14 protein-coding genes are annotated in these 16948 nt (G+C 70.3%); 7 read left to right on the plus strand and 7 right to left on the minus strand.

Going from position 1 to position 16948, the window contains the following annotated elements; genetic code table 11:
• Nucleotides 1-9 precede the first annotated feature (9 nt).
• The 4 genes from rplI to rpsF all read right to left on the minus strand — a co-directional run bounded on the left by rplI (nucleotide 10) and on the right by rpsF (nucleotide 1708).
• A complete protein-coding gene (gene rplI / locus ABD358_RS01325) occupies nucleotides 10-456 on the minus strand; it encodes a 50S ribosomal protein L9 (protein WP_344628890.1) in 447 nt (148 codons plus the stop codon).
• Between the two features lie 18 nt (nucleotides 457-474).
• Complete coding sequence (gene rpsR / locus ABD358_RS01330) at nucleotides 475-711, minus strand: 30S ribosomal protein S18 (protein WP_003978893.1); 237 nt, start codon at nucleotides 709-711, stop codon at nucleotides 475-477.
• Between the two features lie 68 nt (nucleotides 712-779).
• Nucleotides 780-1319, minus strand: a complete 540-nt coding sequence (locus ABD358_RS01335; protein WP_344628891.1) for a single-stranded DNA-binding protein — start codon at nucleotides 1317-1319, stop codon at nucleotides 780-782.
• Nucleotides 1320-1417: 98 nt separating this feature from the next.
• Entirely contained in the window at nucleotides 1418-1708 is a 291-nt protein-coding gene (gene rpsF / locus ABD358_RS01340; protein ID WP_344628892.1) for a 30S ribosomal protein S6, read from the minus strand.
• A gap of 310 nt (nucleotides 1709-2018) precedes the next feature.
• On the opposite strand from rpsF, the gene ABD358_RS01345 reads away from it, so the two are divergent.
• The 3 genes from ABD358_RS01345 (at nucleotide 2019) to ABD358_RS01355 (ending at nucleotide 4725) form a co-directional block, all read left to right on the plus strand.
• Complete coding sequence (locus tag ABD358_RS01345) at nucleotides 2019-2327, plus strand: hypothetical protein (RefSeq protein ID WP_344628893.1); 309 nt, start codon at nucleotides 2019-2021, stop codon at nucleotides 2325-2327.
• A gap of 175 nt (nucleotides 2328-2502) precedes the next feature.
• Nucleotides 2503-3621 carry a lipid II:glycine glycyltransferase FemX gene (locus tag ABD358_RS01350; protein WP_344628894.1) on the plus strand — a complete coding sequence of 373 codons (1119 nt, stop codon included), beginning with the start codon at nucleotides 2503-2505 and terminating at the stop codon, nucleotides 3619-3621.
• A gap of 72 nt (nucleotides 3622-3693) precedes the next feature.
• Nucleotides 3694-4725, plus strand: a complete 1032-nt coding sequence (locus ABD358_RS01355) for an alanine racemase (RefSeq protein ID WP_344628895.1) — start codon at nucleotides 3694-3696, stop codon at nucleotides 4723-4725.
• A gap of 145 nt (nucleotides 4726-4870) precedes the next feature.
• Here the strand turns inward: ABD358_RS01355 and ABD358_RS01360 are convergent, their stop codons facing one another.
• Both ABD358_RS01360 and ABD358_RS01365 read right to left on the minus strand, forming a co-directional pair.
• Nucleotides 4871-5953 carry an inositol-3-phosphate synthase gene (locus ABD358_RS01360; protein WP_344628896.1) on the minus strand — a complete coding sequence of 361 codons (1083 nt, stop codon included), beginning with the start codon at nucleotides 5951-5953 and terminating at the stop codon, nucleotides 4871-4873.
• Nucleotides 5954-6015: 62 nt separating this feature from the next.
• Nucleotides 6016-6633 (minus strand): PadR family transcriptional regulator, encoded by a 618-nt coding sequence (locus ABD358_RS01365; RefSeq protein WP_344628897.1) that lies wholly within the window; start codon nucleotides 6631-6633, stop codon nucleotides 6016-6018.
• Nucleotides 6634-7080: 447 nt separating this feature from the next.
• Here ABD358_RS01365 and ABD358_RS01370 point away from each other — a divergent pair, with 447 nt between their 5' ends.
• From ABD358_RS01370 to ABD358_RS01380, 3 genes are all read left to right on the plus strand, one after another.
• The gene (locus ABD358_RS01370) at nucleotides 7081-9708 is read left to right on the plus strand and encodes a transglycosylase domain-containing protein (RefSeq protein ID WP_344628898.1); all 2628 of its coding nucleotides are present in this window, start codon (nucleotides 7081-7083) and stop codon (nucleotides 9706-9708) included.
• A gap of 210 nt (nucleotides 9709-9918) precedes the next feature.
• On the plus strand, nucleotides 9919-11418 hold the full coding sequence (locus ABD358_RS01375; protein WP_344628899.1) for a glycosyltransferase family 87 protein: 1500 nt from the start codon (nucleotides 9919-9921) through the stop codon (nucleotides 11416-11418).
• A gap of 127 nt (nucleotides 11419-11545) precedes the next feature.
• Nucleotides 11546-12868: an MFS transporter gene (locus tag ABD358_RS01380; protein WP_344628900.1), complete on the plus strand. Its 1323-nt coding sequence runs from the start codon at nucleotides 11546-11548 to the stop codon at nucleotides 12866-12868.
• Here the strand turns inward: ABD358_RS01380 and ABD358_RS01385 are convergent.
• The gene (locus ABD358_RS01385; RefSeq protein WP_425576211.1) at nucleotides 12840-14324 is read right to left on the minus strand and encodes a CCA tRNA nucleotidyltransferase; all 1485 of its coding nucleotides are present in this window, start codon (nucleotides 14322-14324) and stop codon (nucleotides 12840-12842) included. The genes ABD358_RS01380 and ABD358_RS01385 overlap by 29 nt on opposite strands.
• A 183-nt stretch (nucleotides 14325-14507) precedes the next feature.
• On the opposite strand from ABD358_RS01385, the gene ABD358_RS01390 reads away from it, so the two are divergent.
• On the plus strand, nucleotides 14508-16913 hold the full coding sequence (locus ABD358_RS01390) for a DUF6049 family protein (RefSeq protein ID WP_344628901.1): 2406 nt from the start codon (nucleotides 14508-14510) through the stop codon (nucleotides 16911-16913).
• Nucleotides 16914-16948 lie beyond the last annotated feature (35 nt).

A 16948-nucleotide genomic window follows, 5' to 3' on the forward strand; every position in this document is an offset into this window, starting at 1 on the left:
GCCCGCCGCTCAGGCGGCGCCGACCTCGACGCCGACCTTGGCGACGACCTCGGGGTGCAGGCGCACCGTCACCTGGTGGGAGCCCAGGGTCTTGATCGGCGAGCCCAGCTCGATGCGGCGCTTGTCGACGTCCGGGCCGCCCGCGGCCTTGACCGCCGAGGCGATGTCGGCCGGGGTGACGGAGCCGAACAGACGGCCCTGGTCGCCGGCGCGGACCTTCAGTCGGACCGTGAGGCCCTCGATCCGGCCCTTGATCTCGTTGGCCTGCTCGATCGTGGCGATCTCGCGGATCTTGCGGGCGCGGCGGATCTGCTCGACGTCCTTCTCCCCGCCCTTGGTCCAGCGGATCGCGAAACCACGGGGGAGCAGGTAGTTGCGGGCGTACCCGTCCTTCACCTCGACGACGTCGCCGGCGTTGCCGAGACCGGAGACCTCGTTGGTCAGGATGATCTTCATCTGTCGGTCATCCTTCCCTTAGCGAGCGGTCGAGGTGTAGGGCAGCAGCGCCATCTCGCGGCTGTTCTTGACGGCCGTGGCGACATCGCGCTGGTGCTGGGTGCAGTTGCCGGTGACCCGGCGGGCACGGATCTTGCCGCGGTCGGAAATGAACTTCCGCAGCAGGTTCGTGTCCTTGTAGTCGACGTAGGAGATCTTCTCCTTGCAGAACACGCAAACCTTCTTCTTCGGCTTGCGCGCAGGCGGCTTCGCCATTGTCTCTCTCCGTTTGGTTCAAGAAGTCTGTGCCTGTGAGCGCAGCCCTTCCCGGCCCGTGAGGGCTGTCAGAAGGGAGGCTCGTCCGAGTAGCCACCGCCGGAGCCGCCGCCCCAGCCGCCACCGCCGCCGCCCTGGCCGCCGGCCGGGGCGCCCGTGGCCCACGGGTCTCCCGCGGGGGCGCCTCCGCCCTGCTGGCCGGGGCCGCCGCCCCAGCCGCCGCCGCCACCCTGACCGCCGCGGCCGGTGGTCTTGGTGACCTTGGCCGTGGCGTTGCGCAGGCTGGGGCCGACCTCGTCGACGTCCAGCTCGAAGACCGTGCGCTTGACGCCCTCGCGGTCCTCGTACGAGCGCTGCTTGAGCCGGCCCTGAACGATGACGCGGGTTCCCTTGGTGAGGGACTCGGCGACGTTCTCCGCCGCCTGCCGCCAGACCGAGCAGGTCAGGAAGAGGCTCTCGCCGTCCTTCCACTCGTTGGTCTGGCGGTCGAAGGTACGGGGAGTGGACGCGACACGGAACTTCGCGACCGCCGCACCGGAGGGGGTGAAGCGCAGCTCGGGGTCGTCGACCAGATTGCCGACGACCGTGATGACGGTCTCGCCTGCCATGGGTGAACCTCTCGGCGGGGTGCTGCTGGCTGCTGGTGATGCTGTGGTGCTCGGGCGTCCGGGGCGCTACCCGGCCCTCGCTCCGCTGAGCGGGACGCTCAGTGGGTGTCGGGGCGGAGGACCTTGGTCCGCAGAACCGACTCGTTCAGGTTCATCTGACGGTCGAGTTCCTTGACGACCGCGGGCTCGGCCCGCAGGTCGATGACCGAGTAGATGCCCTCGGGCTTCTTCTTGATCTCGTAGGCGAGACGACGACGTCCCCAGGTGTCGACCTTCTCGACCTTGCCGTTGCCCTCGCGGACGACGGAAAGGAAGCTCTCGATCAGCGGGGAGACAGCGCGCTCCTCGAGATCGGGGTCGAGGATGACCATCACCTCGTAGTGACGCATGTGGAACCCACCTCCTCTGGACTCAACGGCCACGGTCGTTCCGTGGCAGGAGGGTCTATGCGTTGTGAACAACGGTATCGGCCGGCACCGACAATCCCGGAAGCTTTCCCGGAACCGCCCGGGAATCCGTTCCCGGGATGATCGTGACCTGGGCAGACACCGTGCAGACGGTACAGAGTACCCGCACCGCGACTCCGGTTGAAATCCGGTGTCCCCTCGCCGCAATCTGGACACAACGGATGTGAGCGGCGTCACCCGGCGCCGCTCCCGGCGGTCCGGGCACCCCGGACCCTCCGGCAGGAGGTGCTCCATGGCACACGCGATACGCAGGAGGACCGGCGGCAGGATCGCCGCCGTCCTCAACAGCGACCACCAGGCTCATCCGGTCGAGAACCGCCTCGTCGCCGTGACGGCGGTGCTCGCCCTGGTCGCGTTCGTCACAGGCTTCTTCCCGGTCCTGCACCTGCTCGCCTCCTGGGCCGGCCTGGCGGGCGTCGTCGCCGGCCTGTGGGGACAGATGATCTCCGCGACCACGGAGGAGCGGTTCGTGCTGGTCATCGGGACGGGAGCGGCGGCCCTCGGCTTCTTCCTGGGCATGTGGAACGGAGGTCTGTACTAGATCCGCGCCGGGGGACCGGACCGCCGGCCGCCTCCCCCTCCGTCCCGCTCCCCCGGTCTCCGGCTCCCTTCGGGGCCGCACCCCGGCGTTGCCCCGCCGGGGCACGGTCGGCGCCGTCCGGCCCGCAGTAGGCTTCCGGCCATACCCTGCGAAGTACGCCGGAGGAGCGCCCCGTATGAGCCTGACCCTGAGGACGATCAGTCGCGAGCAGCACCTGGCGTATATCCGCAGCCTGCCATCGGCCAGTCACATGCAGGTCCCGGCGTGGGCCGACGTGAAGACCGAGTGGGGCTCGGAGAACCTGGGCTGGTTCGACGCCAAGGGCGAACTGGTCGGGGCCGGCCTGGTGCTGTACCGGCAGCTGCCGAAGGTCAAACGCTATCTCGCGTACCTGCCCGAGGGGCCGGTGATCAACTGGTACGCGCCCAACCTGGAGGAGTGGCTGCGCCCGATGCTGGCGCACCTGAAGGCCAAGGGCGCCTTCTCCGTGAAGATGGGGCCGCCCGTGGTGATCCGCCGCTGGGACGCCCCCGCGATCAAGGCGGGCATCCAGGACCCGGACGTGAAGCGGCTGCGGGACGTGGAGGCCACGCACATCGAGCCGCGCGCCTTCGAGGTGGCCGACCGGCTGCGGCGGATGGGCTGGCAGCAGGGCGAGGACGGCGGCGCCGGCTTCGGCGACGTGCAGCCCCGCTACGTCTTCCAGGTGCCGCTGGAGGGACGGACGCTGGACGAGGTCCACAAGGGCTTCAACCAGCTGTGGCGGCGCAACATCAAGAAGGCCGAGAAGGCCGGTGTCGAGGTCGTACAGGGCGGCTACGACGACCTGACCACCTGGCAGGAGCTGTACGAGGTCACGGCCGAGCGCGACAGGTTCCGCCCGCGTCCGCTGGTGTACTTCCAGCGGATGTGGAAGGCCCTGAACGCCGAGGACCCCAACCGCATGCGGCTGTACCTCGCCAAGCACGAGGGCGAGGCGGTGGCCGCGGCCACGATGCTGATCGTGGGCGGGCACGTGTGGTACTCGTACGGCGCCTCGGCGAACCACAAGCGCGAGGTGCGCCCGTCGAACGCGATGCAGTGGCGGATGCTCCAGGACGCCTACGCGCTGGGGGCCAGCGTGTACGACCTGCGGGGCATCAGCGACTCCCTGGACGACAGCGACCACCTCTTCGGCCTGATCCAGTTCAAGGTGGGTACGGGCGGTCAGGCGGTGGAGTATCTCGGCGAGTGGGACTTTCCGCTCAATAAGCTGCTGCACAAGGCGCTCGACATCTACATGTCGCGCCGCTGACGCCCGTCTCCACGCACGTCCGGCGGTCCCCCGCGGGACCGGCCTGACCGATGAGAAAGGTTCCGTACGGCCATGGCGCTCACCCTCTATGTCGACACCGAACGCTGGCGGGCGCACCAGCGCACGGTGCTCCAGCAGTACCCGGGGCTCGTCCCGGTCTGCAAGGGCAACGGCTACGGCTTCGGCCACGAGCGGCTGGCCGAGGAGGTGACCCGCTTCGGCTCGGACGTCATCGCCGTGGGCACCACCTACGAGGCCGCCCGCATGAAGGACTGGTTCAGCGGGGACCTGCTGGTGCTCACGCCGTTCCGCCGCAGCGAGGAGCCGGTGCCGCTGCCGGACCGGGCGATCCGCACGGTGTCGTCGGTGGACGGGGTGAACGCCCTGGTGGGCGCCCGTGTCGTCATCGAGGTGATGAGCTCGATGAAGCGGCACGGCGTGCTGGAGGAGGACCTCGGCAAGCTCCACGCCGCGATCGACGACGTACGGCTGGAGGGCTTCGCCATCCACCTGCCGCTGGACCGCGCCGACGGCACGGACGCGGTGGAGGAGGTCATCGGCTGGATGGACCGGCTGCGGGCCGCCCGGCTGCCGCTGGAGACGATGTTCGTCAGCCACCTGAAGCCGGACGAGTTCGCCCGGCTCCAGCAGCAGTTCCCCCAGACCCGGTTCCGGGCGCGGATCGGGACGCGGCTGTGGCTGGGCGACCACAAGGCGACCCAGTACCGGGGCTCGGTGCTGGACGTGACGCGGGTCTCCAAGGGCGACCGCTTCGGCTACCGCCAGCAGAAGGCGCCGGGCGACGGCTGGCTGGTGGTGGTGGCGGGCGGCACCTCGCACGGGGTGGGCCTGGAGGCCCCGAAGACCATGCACGGCGTGACGCCGCGGGCCAAGGGCGTGGCACGGGCCGGTCTGGCGACGGTCAACCGCAACCTCTCCCCGTTCGTGTGGGACGGCAAGCAGCGCTGGTTCGCCGAGCCGCCGCACATGCAGGTGTCGATCCTGTTCGTGCCGGACGAGGCGGCGGAGCCGAAGGTGGGCGACGAGCTGACGGCGATCCTGCGGCACACCACGACGCAGTACGACCGGCTGGTCGAGCACTGACCGTCCGCGCCGCCCGACGGCACGGACGCGCACGGACACGGTGAGGGACCCCGGACACGATGTCCGGGGTCCCTCACCGTCGTGCGGACGGCCCGTTCGCCGGCGCCCCTGTTCCGCCGGCGCCCGGTACTTCATCCGTGTTCCGTCAGCGCTCCACCTCGCCGCGGATGAACTTCTCCACGTTCTCCCGCGCCTGGTCGTCGAAGTACTGCACCGGCGGGGACTTCATGAAGTAGGAGGAGGCCGAGAGCACCGGGCCGCCGACGCCGCGGTCCTTGGCGATCTTCGCGGCGCGCAGGGCGTCGATGATGACACCGGCGGAGTTCGGGGAGTCCCAGACCTCCAGCTTGTACTCCAGGCTCAGCGGGACGTCGCCGAAGGCACGGCCCTCGAGGCGGACGTAGGCCCACTTGCGGTCGTCCAGCCAGGCCACGTAGTCCGACGGGCCGATGTGGACGTTCTTCTCGCCCAGCTCGCGGTCGGGGATCTGGGAGGTGACGGCCTGGGTCTTGGAGATCTTCTTGGACTCCAGGCGGTCGCGCTCCAGCATGTTCTTGAAGTCCATGTTGCCGCCGACGTTGAGCTGCATCGTGCGGTCGAGGACGACGCCGCGGTCCTCGAAGAGCTTGGCCAGCACGCGGTGCGTGATGGTGGCGCCCACCTGGGACTTGATGTCGTCGCCGACGATCGGGACACCGGCCTCGGTGAACTTGTCCGCCCACTCCTTGGTGCCGGCGATGAAGACCGGCAGGGCGTTGACGAAGGCGACCTTGGCGTCGATGGCGCACTGCGCGTAGAACTTGGCGGCCTCCTCGGAGCCCACCGGGAGGTAGCAGACCAGGACGTCGACCTGGCGGTCCTTGAGGACCTGGACGACGTCGACCGGCTCCTCGGAGGACTCCTCGATGGTCTCGCGGTAGTACTTGCCCAGACCGTCCAGGGTGTGGCCGCGCTGGACGGTGACCCCGGTCCTGGGCACGTCGCAGATCTTGATGGTGTTGTTCTCGCTGGCGCCGATGGCGTCGGCCAGGTCCAGTCCGACCTTCTTGGCGTCCACGTCGAACGCGGCCACGAACTCGATGTCCGAGATGTGGTAATCGCCGAACTGCACGTGCATCAGACCCGGCACGCGGCTCTTCGGGTCGGCGTCCTTGTAGTACTCGACGCCCTGCACCAGCGAGGCGGCGCAGTTGCCCACGCCGACGATGGCTACGCGAACCGAACCCATTGGCGGTTGCTCCCTGTGTGTTCTGTAGTAGTTCCCGAAGAGGACCCGCACCGCGCGGACCCTCAGCTGGCGGTGTCCTCACCGGACGGATCGGACGGGGCCTCCCCGCGGCGCTGATCGCGCCCCGCCCGCTCGCTCTCGATGAGTTCGTTGAGCCAGCGGACCTCGCGCTCCACGGACTCCATTCCGTGTCGCTGGAGTTCGAGGGTGTAGTCGTCCAGACGCTCGCGCGTACGGGCCAGGGAGGCGCGCATCCTGGCGAGGCGCTCCTCCAGCCGGCTGCGGCGGCCTTCCAGCACCCGCATCCGCACGTCGCGCGAGGTCTGGCCGAAGAAGGCGAAGCGGACGCCGAAGTGCTCGTCCTCCCAGGTGTCCGGCCCGGTCTGGGCCAGGAGCTCCTCGAAGTGCTCCTTGCCCGCGGCCGTCAGCCGGTAGACGATCCTGGCCCGCCTCCCGGCGAGCGGCGCCGCGGAGGAGTCCTCGGGCGGATCGCCCGGTTCCTCCGTCAGCCATCCCCGCTGCACCAGCGTCTTGAGGCAGGGGTAGAGGGAGCCGTAGCTGAAGGCGCGGAAGACGCCCAGTGAGGTGTTGAGCCGCTTGCGCAGTTCGTAGCCGTGCATCGGCGACTCGCGGAGCAGCCCCAGAACGGCGAACTCCAGGATTCCCGAGCGCCTGCCCATCGCCGTCACTCCCTCCACCGGTTCCGCGGCCGTACGCCGGCCGCCCGCGTTCCCTTCCCGCGGTGCTTCCCTCTCGCTGCGCCGACCGCCTCCGCGGCGGCGACCGCCTCACGCCGATGTATCGACTCGATACATCGTAGCGATAGATCAGACCTTAGAACGCCTACCCGAACGGCACAAGGAAGAGAAGGTGAGGGGGCTCACATCGGCGATTCGCCACAGGTCGCTCGCCACTTTTGAGCGGAAAGCCGACCTTGGCAGGTTTTGGAGCTGCGTAGTCTGTCCGCTGTGCAGAAGGTGACCGGGAACCAACGAGGCGTTCGAAGCGTCATCGTCCCGGGTGCAGTGCGGCCAGTTCGGGGAATCGGGCCGGGCCGCACATCGGGGGACCGGAAGTACACCGCCGCCTTCAGGCGCGAGCGCCTGCCCGAGGAGTAGCTGTTCCACATGAGCGAGCACCGTCGCAAGCCGCCGCAGTCGCGTGGCCGGCGCGCCGCCCAGCCGCCGTCCGGCGGCCGGCGTGCCGCGCAGCCGCCGCATGAGATCACCCCGAGCTCCCACGGCATGCCCTCCGACCGCCCCCACGGCGGCCGGGCCGAGGCCCGCCGCGCGGCGCAGCGCGCCGCAGGCGGCAGGCGCCGTGCCGCGAGCGGCGCCACCGCCGTCGGAGGCCGCCGGGCCCGCTACGAGCCGGAGAAGAAGCGGTTCATCGACTACCCCCGGGCCGGCAAGGACGGCTGGCGGCGCTGGGCGCCGTCCTGGAAGCTGATCGCCGCCCTGTGCCTGGCCTTCCTCGGCGCCCTCGTCGGTCTCGCGGGGCTCGGGCTGGCGATGGTGGAGGTTCCGAGCGAGAAGAACGCACTGGCCATCCAGGAGAGCAACGTCTACTACTGGAAAGACGGGTCGGTGATGGCCCAGGTCGGCGACAAGAACCGCCAGAACGTGAACATAGAAGACATCCCGCGGTCGATGCAGGACGCGGTGGTCTCCGCGGAGAACGCCACCTTCTGGGAGGACAGCGGCATCGACCCCATGGGCATCGCCCGCGCGGCGTTCAACATGGCCCGGGGCGGCGACACCCAGAGCGGTTCGACCATCACCCAGCAGTTCGTGAAGAACACCTACCTCACCCAGGAACAGACGATCTCCCGCAAGGTCCGCGAGCTGCTCATCTCCATCAAGGTCAACGCCGATATGGAGAAGGAGGAGATCCTCCAGGGCTACCTCAACACCAGTTACTACGGGCGGGGCGCGTACGGCGTCGAGGCGGCGGCCCAGGCGTACTTCGGCAAGAGCGCCGAGGACCTCACCACCCCCGAGAGCGCCCTGCTCACCACGGTGCTCAAGGGCCCCGACCTGTACGACCCCGCCGGTGGCGAGAAGACCTCCGCCGCGGACAACACCGAGCGCGCCAAGAAGCGCTGGAACTGGGTCCTGGACCGGATGGTCGAGCTGGGCAAGCTCGACAAGGCCGAGCGGGACGGCTACGAGTTCCCCAAGCTCAAGCCCCGCAAGCCGCTGGCCGGCCAGAACGGCCAGGTCGGCTACATGGTGTCCATCGCCGGGGCCGAGGTGCGGAAGAAGCTCGGCCTCAGCCAGGAGCTGTTCGACCAGGGCGGCTACCAGATCCACACGACCTTCGAGAAGGACAAGGTCACCGCGCTGACGAAGGCGGTCGACAAGGTCCGGAAGCAGTACCTCAAGCCCGAGGAGCGCCCCGGCGGCAAGGACAAGCACGTCCAGTTCGGCGCGGCCTCGGTGGAGCCGGGCACGGGCAGGATCGTCGCGATCTACGGCGGCCCCGGTTTCGACAAGGGTCACTTCACCAACAACGCCGACACCCAGGGCGTCCCGGTCGGCTCCACCTGGAAGCCCTTCGTGCTCTCCGCCGCCATGGAGTACGGCACGTACAAGAGCGGCGGCGAGGGCATCTCGCCGGAGAGCGTCTACAACGGCGACAACAAGCTCAAGATCAAGCGGCAGGACGGCACCGACTACCTGGACAAGGAGGGCAACCCCTTCTACCAGGTGAACAACGCCGACGAGGACCACGGGCCCGTCACCCTGCGCAAGGCCATGGAGGTGTCCGCCAACACCCCCTTCGTCCAGCTCGGCATGGACGTGGGCATGGACAAGGTGAAGGCCATGGCCAAGAAGGCCGGCATCGACGAGGACAGCTTCGACCCCAACCTCAACCCCTCCTTCGCCCTGGGCACCTCCACCCCCGGCGCCATCGAGATGGCCGAGGCGTACGCGACGTTCGCGAAGTCCGGCATCCACGTCGAGCCGTACGCGGTGACCAAGGTCATGAAGGAGGGCGAGGAGAAGGAGGGCTTCGAGAAGCCGCACAGGGAGACGGCCCTCGACGCCAACATCGCCAACAACATCACCGACATCCTGCACAGGAACGTGGTCAACGGCCCGGAGGGCACCGGCCACAGGGCCCAGCAGCTGGGCCGCCCCGCGGCTGGCAAGACCGGCACCACCGACCAGAACAAGTCCGCCTGGTGGGTGGGGTACACCCCGCAGCTCTCCACCGCCGTCACGATGTTCCGCAGCGATCCGACGGAGGGCACGCTGCTGTCGATGAACGGCACGGGCGGCTTCAAGTCCATCCACGGTGGCGAGCTGCCCACCCAGGTGTGGGTGGACTACATGAAGGCCGCCCTCAAGGGCAAGCCCGTGGAGAGCTTCCCCAGGGCCCTTCCCATCGGCAAGAAGGCCGACGGGCTGGGCATCCCGTCCGCGTCGCCGTCCGTGTCGGAGACGCCCGACCCGACGCCGACCGAGTCCGAGACGACGGAGCCCAGCACCGAGCCGTCGTCGTCCGCGCCGACGCCGTCGACCCAGCCGTCGGACACCTGCCGACCCGGCGAGTGGTTCTGCCAGGACAACGAGGGCCAGACCGAGGGCAACACCAACGGCGCGGACCAGGGCCAGACCGAGGGCAATACCGGAGGCGAGGACGACGAGGGCCAGACCGAGGGCAATACCGGAGGCGACGCCCAGGGGAACACCGGAGGCCGCCCCGGCGGCGGCGACAACGGCTCGATCTGGGGCATGAACGGAAACTGACCCTCCCAGCGGAAGAGCGGTGCCGGCCCGGCGGCCGGAATCCGGTTCACGGATTCCCGGTCCGTCGCGGCCGGCACCGCTCTTCGTCGTGTTCGGGCCGGCCGTGGAGCCGGTCGCCGAAGACGGACGCCGGGTGCTTCGGGGCCGTCGCGAGCCCCCCGGCTCACGCAACCCCACGGGTCCCGCACCGGCATACGGCAGGATGGGCCCATGACGTTCGCGCGCCAGGACCCCCAGGCACCGGTACGGCCCACCGTCGAGGACGAGATCGCGGCCCGCGGCAGCGAGCTGATCGGCGGGCCGATCGGCAGGCGCGCGCTGACCGGGCAGCACTGGTGGTCGCCCGTGCGGGTCGTGCTGCTGGTGGCGATGGGGATGTTCGCCCTCGGCATGGTGCAGAAGCTGCCCTGCTACGAGAGCGGCTGGTTCCACGGCCGGACCGCCCAGTACGTGCACGCCTGCTACTCCGACATCCCGCACCTCTACACCGGGCGCGGCTTCGCCGCCGACCTCGCGCCGTACTTCGACCGCATTCCGCAGAGCGTCTCCGGCGGGATGGAGTACCTGGAGTACCCGGTGCTGACCGGGATGTTCATGGAGGTCGCCTCCTGGTTCACCCCGGGCAGCGGCGAGACGATGTTCCGGCAGCAGATCTACTGGATGGTCAACGCCGGAATGCTGATGGCCTGCGCGGCCCTCCTGGTGGTCTGCGTCGCCCGCGTCCACCGGCACCGGCCGTGGGACGCGCTGCTGGTCGCGCTCGCGCCGGCCCTGGCCCTGACCGCCACCATCAACTGGGACCTGCTCGCCGTCTCCCTCACCGCCGCCGCGATGCTGATGTGGTCGCGGAGCCGTCCGTTCGCCTTCGGGGTGCTGCTCGGTCTCGCGACCGCCGCCAAGTTCTACCCGTTCCTGCTGCTGGGGCCGCTGCTGGTGCTCTGCTGGCGCGCGGGTCGTCTCCGGGACTTCGGAACGGCACTGGGCGGAGCCTTGCTCTCGTGGCTGGCCGTGAATCTGCCCGTCATGGTGCCGGCATGGGACGGCTGGTCGAAGTTCTACACCTTCAGCGAGGAGCGGGGCGTCGACTTCGGCTCGATCTGGCTGATCATCTCGCAGCGCACCGGCGATCCGCTGGAGCACGCCAACACCTACGCCACGGCGCTGATGGCCCTGGGCTGCGCCGGTCTCGCCGCGCTCACGCTGTACGCGCCGCGGCGTCCGCGCTTCGCCCAGCTCGCCTTCCTCGTCGTCGCCCTGTTCATCGTGACCAACAAGGTCTACTCGCCGCAGTACGTGCTGTGGCTCATCCCCCTGGCGGCCCTGGCCCGGCCGCGCTGGCGCGACTTCCTGGTCTGGCAGGCGTGCGAGGTGGCGTACTACCTCGGCATCTGGTTCTACCTCGCCTACACGGGCAGCGGTGACGACCGCCACGGGCTGCCCACCGAGGGCTACCAGATCGCCATCGCGGTCCACCTGCTGGGCACGCTGTACCTGTGCGCGGTGGTACTGCGGGACATCCTGGCGCCGCAGCACGACGTGGTCCGGCGCGACGGCTCCGACGACCCCTCGGGCGGAGTCCTGGACGGCTCTCCCGACGTCTTCGTCCTCGGCCGCCGCGGCCACGGGTACGAGTACGAGATCGCCCGGGAGGATCCGCGGACGGTGACGGGATGGGGGCCGCCCTCCTCGTCCCACTCCCCCGCGAAGTGATCAGCCGGAGGGAGCAGGCGTTCACGGGCCCGCCGCCGTTTCACGTGAAACCGTGCGACAGCGGCGGGTCCGTCGTTTCCACGGGGCGCGGTGCGTGCCGTGACGGCTGGTGTGTGAGGCTGAGCGCATGGCTGTTGTGCGTGACCTGCGCGTGCTCCTGCGATTTCCCGGCTTCCGCCGGCTGCTGACCGTACGGCTGCTGTCCCAGTCGGCGGACGGCGTCTTCCAGGTCGCCCTCGCCTCCTATGTGGTCTTCTCCCCCGAGCAGGAGACGTCCCCCGCCGCCATCGCCTCCGCGATGGCGGTCCTCCTGCTGCCCTACTCACTGCTCGGCCCCTTCGCCGGGGTGCTGCTCGACCGCTGGCAGCGACGCCAAGTCCTGCTGTACGGGAATCTGCTGCGCGCCGTGCTCGCCCTGGGGACCGCGGCGCTGGTGCTGACCTCGATGCCGCTGTGGCTGTTCTACCTCGCCGCGCTGTCGGTCACGGCCGTCAACCGGTTCGTCCTCGCCGGGCTCTCGGCCGCACTGCCGCGGGTGGTGGACGGCGAGCGGCTGGTGGTGGCGAACTCGCTCTCCCCGACCGCGGGAACCCTGGCCGCCACCGCGGGAGGCGGTGTCGCCTTCCTGATACGGATCCCCGCCCCGGAGGGCGCCGGTTCGGACGCGGCGGTGGTGGTCGCCGGGGCCGTCATCTACCTGCTGGGTGCGCTCGCGGCGCTCCGGATTGGCCGGGAGCTGCTCGGCCCCGACTCCTCCGCCCCCCACCCCCGGATGGCCACGGCCGTCGCCGACACCGCACGCGGACTGGTGGCCGGGCTGCGGCATCTGGCCCGGCGGCGCAGGGCCGCGCAGTCGCTCGCCTCGATGGCGCTGCTGCGCTTCTGCTACGGCGCACTGACGGTGATGGTCCTGATGCTGTGCCGGTACGCCTGGGACGGCGGAAGGATCGGCGGCATGGCGCTGCTCGGCCTGGCGGTGGCCGTCTCGGGCCTGGGGTTCTTCGCCGCCGCCGTCCTCACCCCCTGGGCCGTACGCCGTGCCGGACGATTCGGCTGGATCGCGGTCTGCGCGGCCGCCACGGCCGTACTGGTGCCCGCGCTGGCCCTGCCCTTCTCTCCCCTGCCGACCCTGTGTGCCGCCTTCGTCGTGGGCATGGCCACTCAGGGATCCAAGATCGCCACGGACACGATCGTGCAGTCCTCGGTGGACGACGACTACCGCGGGCGGGTCTTCTCCCTCTACGACATGCTCTTCAACGTCGCCTTCGTCGGCGCCGCCGGAGCGGCCGCCCTCATGCTCCCCCCCGACGGCCGTTCGGCGGCCCTGGTGGCGACGGTGACGGCTCTGTACGCGACGGTGGCCGCCGCCATGTTTCACGTGAAACGCGGCGACGGCCACCCGGCCGAACGGGACGGCATGGTCACGCCCGTTCGGCCCACCACTTCCTGAGGGCCTCGGCGGCCGCCTCGCGCCCCATCGGGCCGTGCTCCAGCCGCAGCTCCAGCAGGTACCGGTACGCCTCGCCCACCTCGGGGCCCGGGGGCAGTCCCAGGATCTCCATGATCTCGTTGCCGTTGAGATCCGGGCGGATGGCGTCCAGCTCCTCCTGCTCCTTCAGCCGCTCGATGCGCGCCTCCAGGCTGTCGTACGCGCGCGCCAGCGCGTTGGCCTTGCGCTTGTTGCGCGTGGTGCAGTCCGAACGCGTCAGCTTGTGCAGCCGCTCCAGCAGAGGACCGGCGTCACGGACGTAACGCCGCACCGCCGAGTCGGTCCACTCGCCGGTGCCGTAGCCGTGGAAGCGCAGGTGCAGCTCGACCAGGCGGGAGACGTCCTTGACCATCTCGCCCGGGTACTTGAGCTGGGTCATCCGGGACTTGGTCATCTTCGCTCCCACCACCTCGTGGTGGTGGAAGGAGACCCTCCCGTCCTTCTCGAACCGGCGGGTCCTGGGCTTGCCGATGTCGTGCAGCAGGGCGGCCAGCCGCAGAGTGAGGTCCGGGCCGTCGTCCTCCAGGTCGATGGCCTGCTCCAGCACCGTCAGCGTGTGCTCGTAGACGTCCTTGTGCCGGTGGTGTTCGTCACGCTCCAGCCGCAGCGCGGGCAACTCGGGCAGCACCCGGTCGGCGAGGCCGGTCTCCACCAGCAGTTCCAGCCCCTTGCGCGGATGGTCGCCGAGGATCAGCTTGTTCAGCTCGTCGCGCACCCGCTCCGCCGAGACGATCCCGATCCGGTCGGCCATCCCCTTCATCGCGGTGACCACGTCGTCCGCGAGGTCGAAACCGAGCTGGGAGGCGAACCGGGCGGCGCGCATCATCCGCAGCGGATCGTCGGAGAAGGACTCCTCGGGCGTGCCGGGCGTACGCAGGACACGGCGGGCGAGGTCTCCCAGGCCGTCGTGCGGGTCGACGAAGGTCTTCTCGGGCAGTGCCACCGCCATGGCGTTGACCGTGAAGTCACGGCGTACGAGGTCCTCCTCGATGGAGTCGCCGTAGGAGACCTCGGGCTTGCGCGAAGTGCGGTCGTAGGACTCCGACCGGTACGTCGTCACCTCGATCTGGTAGTTCTCCTTGCGGCACCCCACCGTGCCGAAGGCGATGCCCACCTCCCACACCGCGTCCGCCCAGGGCCGCACCAGGGCCAGGATGTCCTGCGGGCGGGCGTCGGTGGTGAAGTCCAGGTCGTTGCCGAGCCTGCCCAGGAGTGCGTCGCGTACGGAACCGCCGACCAGGGCGATCTCGAATCCGGCATCCTTGAAGCGGCGGGCGAGGTCGTCGGCGACGGGGGACACCCTCAGCAGTTCGCTCACGGCTCTGCGCTGTGCCTCCCCCGGCTCCGCCGAAGGGGCCCCTCGCACGGGCTCGTGAGCCGGCTGCTGGGGATGGCTGTCAGTGTTGGCGTTCGGCACAGCAGAACAGGGTACGTTGCCCTCCCCTCCCGGTCCTCTCCGATCACCGGTCGGCCCACGGGAACGTGCCCGGCCCCACGCGGCTCCGCGGCACTCACGGCCGCCGGGGATCGTTAGCATCTGGTGCAGCATCTGGGTGCGTCAGACCAGCAGCAGAGCGGTACCGGGCGACCGGCGGACAGGATGGACGAGCACGTGGCCGAGGCGGCACAGACCCCAGCGACCCCCACCGCCCCTGACCGGCGTCGTCGCCTGAGGCGCTGCACGGCCGCCGTGGCCGCCCTGCCGCTGCTGACCGGGACCTTCCTCGGCCTCCCGGGGGCCTCCTCCCACGCCGCTCCCCGGACCGCCGCCTCCCCGGCGGCCCCGTCCGACGACGCGCGCACGCCCGCGGTCTCCATCAACCGGCTCACGCCCTCGGTGCCCGGCAAGGGGGACACGGTCACCGTCTCCGGACGGGTCACCAACACCACCGGTTCCACCGTCACCGACGCCGAGGTGGCACTGCGCGTCGGTGACCGGCTGGCCACGCGCAGCTCGGTCGACGAGCTCTCCTCCCGCACCGGGTCGGTCCCCGGCGTCGACGGGGCCGAGGTCGGCGGGAAGGGCATCGTGGAACTCGGCGACATCCCGGCCGGTGCCGGCCGCTCCTTCACCCTGGAGGTGCCCGTCGAGGAGCTGCCGCTGGACGGGGCCGGGGTGTACCCGCTCGGCGTGTCGCTGTCGGGACAGACCCGTGAGCAGCCGTACGAGCAGGTGCTGGGCATCGACCGGACCTTCCTGCCCTGGCAGCCGTCCCCGCCCCGCACCAGAACGCAGGTCACCTTCCTGTGGCCGCTGGTCTCCACCACGCACCTCGGAGCCCACACCGGGGCCGACGCCCAGAGCCAGACGCCGATCCTCGAGAACGACGACCTCGCCGAGGCGATCGCCCCGGGGGGACGGCTCCAGCAGCTGGTCGCCCTCGGCAGGGACCTCCCGGTCACCTGGGTGATCGACCCGGACCTGCTGGCCTCGGTCGCGGCGATGACCGAGAAGTACGAGGTGCGGGTCGACGACGACACCACGGTCCCGGGCAAGGCCCAGAACCACGCGCGGCAGTGGCTCTTCGAACTCCAGCAGGCGGTGGAGGACGAGGAGGTGATCGCCCTCCCCTTCGGCGACCCCGACCTGGCCTCCCTGGCCCACCGCGGCAAGAAGGTCCCCGGTGCGCTCAGCCACCTGGGCCCTGCCACCGAGCTGGCCAGGAAGACGGTGAAGACCGAGCTGCACGTCGAGCCCAACACCGACTTCGCCTGGCCGGTCGAAGGCGCCATCGACCCCTCGATCGTCTCCGTGGCCACCTCCGCCGGCGCCCACAACGTCATCACCCGCAGCGACAGCCTGCGCGAGACCGGCAGGCTGAACCACACCCCCACGGCCGCACGGCCGATCGGCGGCGGCACCACGGCCGTCGTGGCTGACGCCCGGCTGTCCAAGCTGTTCCGGGAGGACATGACGCGGGCGCGGAACTCGACGCGGTCCGTGCAGCGGTTCCTGGCCCACACCCAGCTGATCACCGCCCAGCGGCCGGACACGCAGCGCAGCATCGTGGTGGCCCCGCAGCGGATGCCCACCGCCAGCCAGGCCCAGACCATGGCCGCCGCGCTCCGGTCGCTGGAGCTCGACGGCCGGTGGACGGAGTTCGCGCCCCTGTCCGAGGCTGCGAAGGCCGACCCGGACCCGCGGGCCAACCGGAAGGTGCCGGGCCAGAAGTCCTACCCGTCCTCGCTGCGCAAGCAGGAGCTGCGCACCGAGGCTTTCGAGGAGATCCGCGCCACCCAGAGCACCCTTGAGGACTTCCTGAAGATCCTGTCCCAGCCCGACCGGGTGAGGACGCCGTTCAGCAACGCCATCCGCCGTTCGATGTCCACCTCCTGGCGCGGCGACCGCGAGGCCGCGGCGGAGTACCGGGCTTCGACACACGGCTATCTGGAGGAGCTCACGGATGAGGTCCGGCTGGTCGAGAAGTCGGACATGAAGCTGTCCGGCCGCAGCGCCACCATCCCCGTCACCGTGCAGAACAACCTCCTCCAGGGCGTGGAGGGGCTGGAACTGCGGCTGAAGTCCGGACGCCGGCTCGGCCTGGACGTCGGCGGGCCGCAGCCGGTGGCGGTGAAGGGCGGTCACAGCCAGTCCGTGAAGGTGCCCACCACCGCCAAGGCCAACGGCCGCACCCAGGTGGAGGCCCAGCTCTACACCGCGGACGACGAACCCTGGGGCGAGCCCATGACCTTCCACGTGGAGGTCACCGAGATCACCTCGACCGTGATGCTGGTGATCTCGGGCGGCGTCCTGCTGGTGGTCCTGGCCGGTGTGCGGATGTACACCCAGCGCAAGCGCGCCGGTTCCCGGACCGACCCGGACGCCCCGCCGGCGCCGGGTTCCGCGACCGGCGGAGAAGCCGACTCCACCGGGGAGGAGGCCGGGGACGCCCCCGCGGACGGTGCCGGAGAGGATGCCGGAACCGGGCGGGCGGGTGACCGGACCGAGGACACCGGGGCCGACCGTTCCGGTCCCTCCGGCGTGGGTGAGAAGGTGGACCGTTGAGCGAACTGTCGGGGCCGGGAAGAGCGGCCGCGGAC

Source organism: Streptomyces glaucosporus (genome assembly GCF_039533345.1).
In the GTDB taxonomy this organism is placed as follows: Bacteria; Actinomycetota; Actinomycetes; order Streptomycetales; family Streptomycetaceae; genus Streptomyces; species Streptomyces glaucosporus.

Bases quoted from the DNA above. Each gene is read 5' to 3' on its own strand.
- rpsF (WP_344628892.1), bottom strand. From the start codon at position 1,708: ATGCGTCACTACGAGGTGATGGTCATCCTCGACCCCGATCTCGAGGAG.
- ABD358_RS01390 (WP_344628901.1), top strand. From the start codon at position 14,508: ATGGACGAGCACGTGGCCGAGGCGGCACAGACCCCAGCGACCCCCACC.
- rplI (WP_344628890.1), bottom strand. From the start codon at position 456: ATGAAGATCATCCTGACCAACGAGGTCTCCGGTCTCGGCAACGCCGGC.
- ABD358_RS01370 (WP_344628898.1), top strand. From the start codon at position 7,081: ATGAGCGAGCACCGTCGCAAGCCGCCGCAGTCGCGTGGCCGGCGCGCC.
- ABD358_RS01380 (WP_344628900.1), top strand. From the start codon at position 11,546: ATGGCTGTTGTGCGTGACCTGCGCGTGCTCCTGCGATTTCCCGGCTTC.
- ABD358_RS01360 (WP_344628896.1), bottom strand. From the start codon at position 5,953: ATGGGTTCGGTTCGCGTAGCCATCGTCGGCGTGGGCAACTGCGCCGCC.
- rpsR (WP_003978893.1), bottom strand. From the start codon at position 711: ATGGCGAAGCCGCCTGCGCGCAAGCCGAAGAAGAAGGTTTGCGTGTTC.
- ABD358_RS01350 (WP_344628894.1), top strand. From the start codon at position 2,503: ATGAGCCTGACCCTGAGGACGATCAGTCGCGAGCAGCACCTGGCGTAT.
- ABD358_RS01375 (WP_344628899.1), top strand. From the start codon at position 9,919: ATGACGTTCGCGCGCCAGGACCCCCAGGCACCGGTACGGCCCACCGTC.
- ABD358_RS01345 (WP_344628893.1), top strand. From the start codon at position 2,019: ATGGCACACGCGATACGCAGGAGGACCGGCGGCAGGATCGCCGCCGTC.
- ABD358_RS01365 (WP_344628897.1), bottom strand. From the start codon at position 6,633: ATGGGCAGGCGCTCGGGAATCCTGGAGTTCGCCGTTCTGGGGCTGCTC.
- ABD358_RS01335 (WP_344628891.1), bottom strand. From the start codon at position 1,319: ATGGCAGGCGAGACCGTCATCACGGTCGTCGGCAATCTGGTCGACGAC.
- ABD358_RS01355 (WP_344628895.1), top strand. From the start codon at position 3,694: ATGGCGCTCACCCTCTATGTCGACACCGAACGCTGGCGGGCGCACCAG.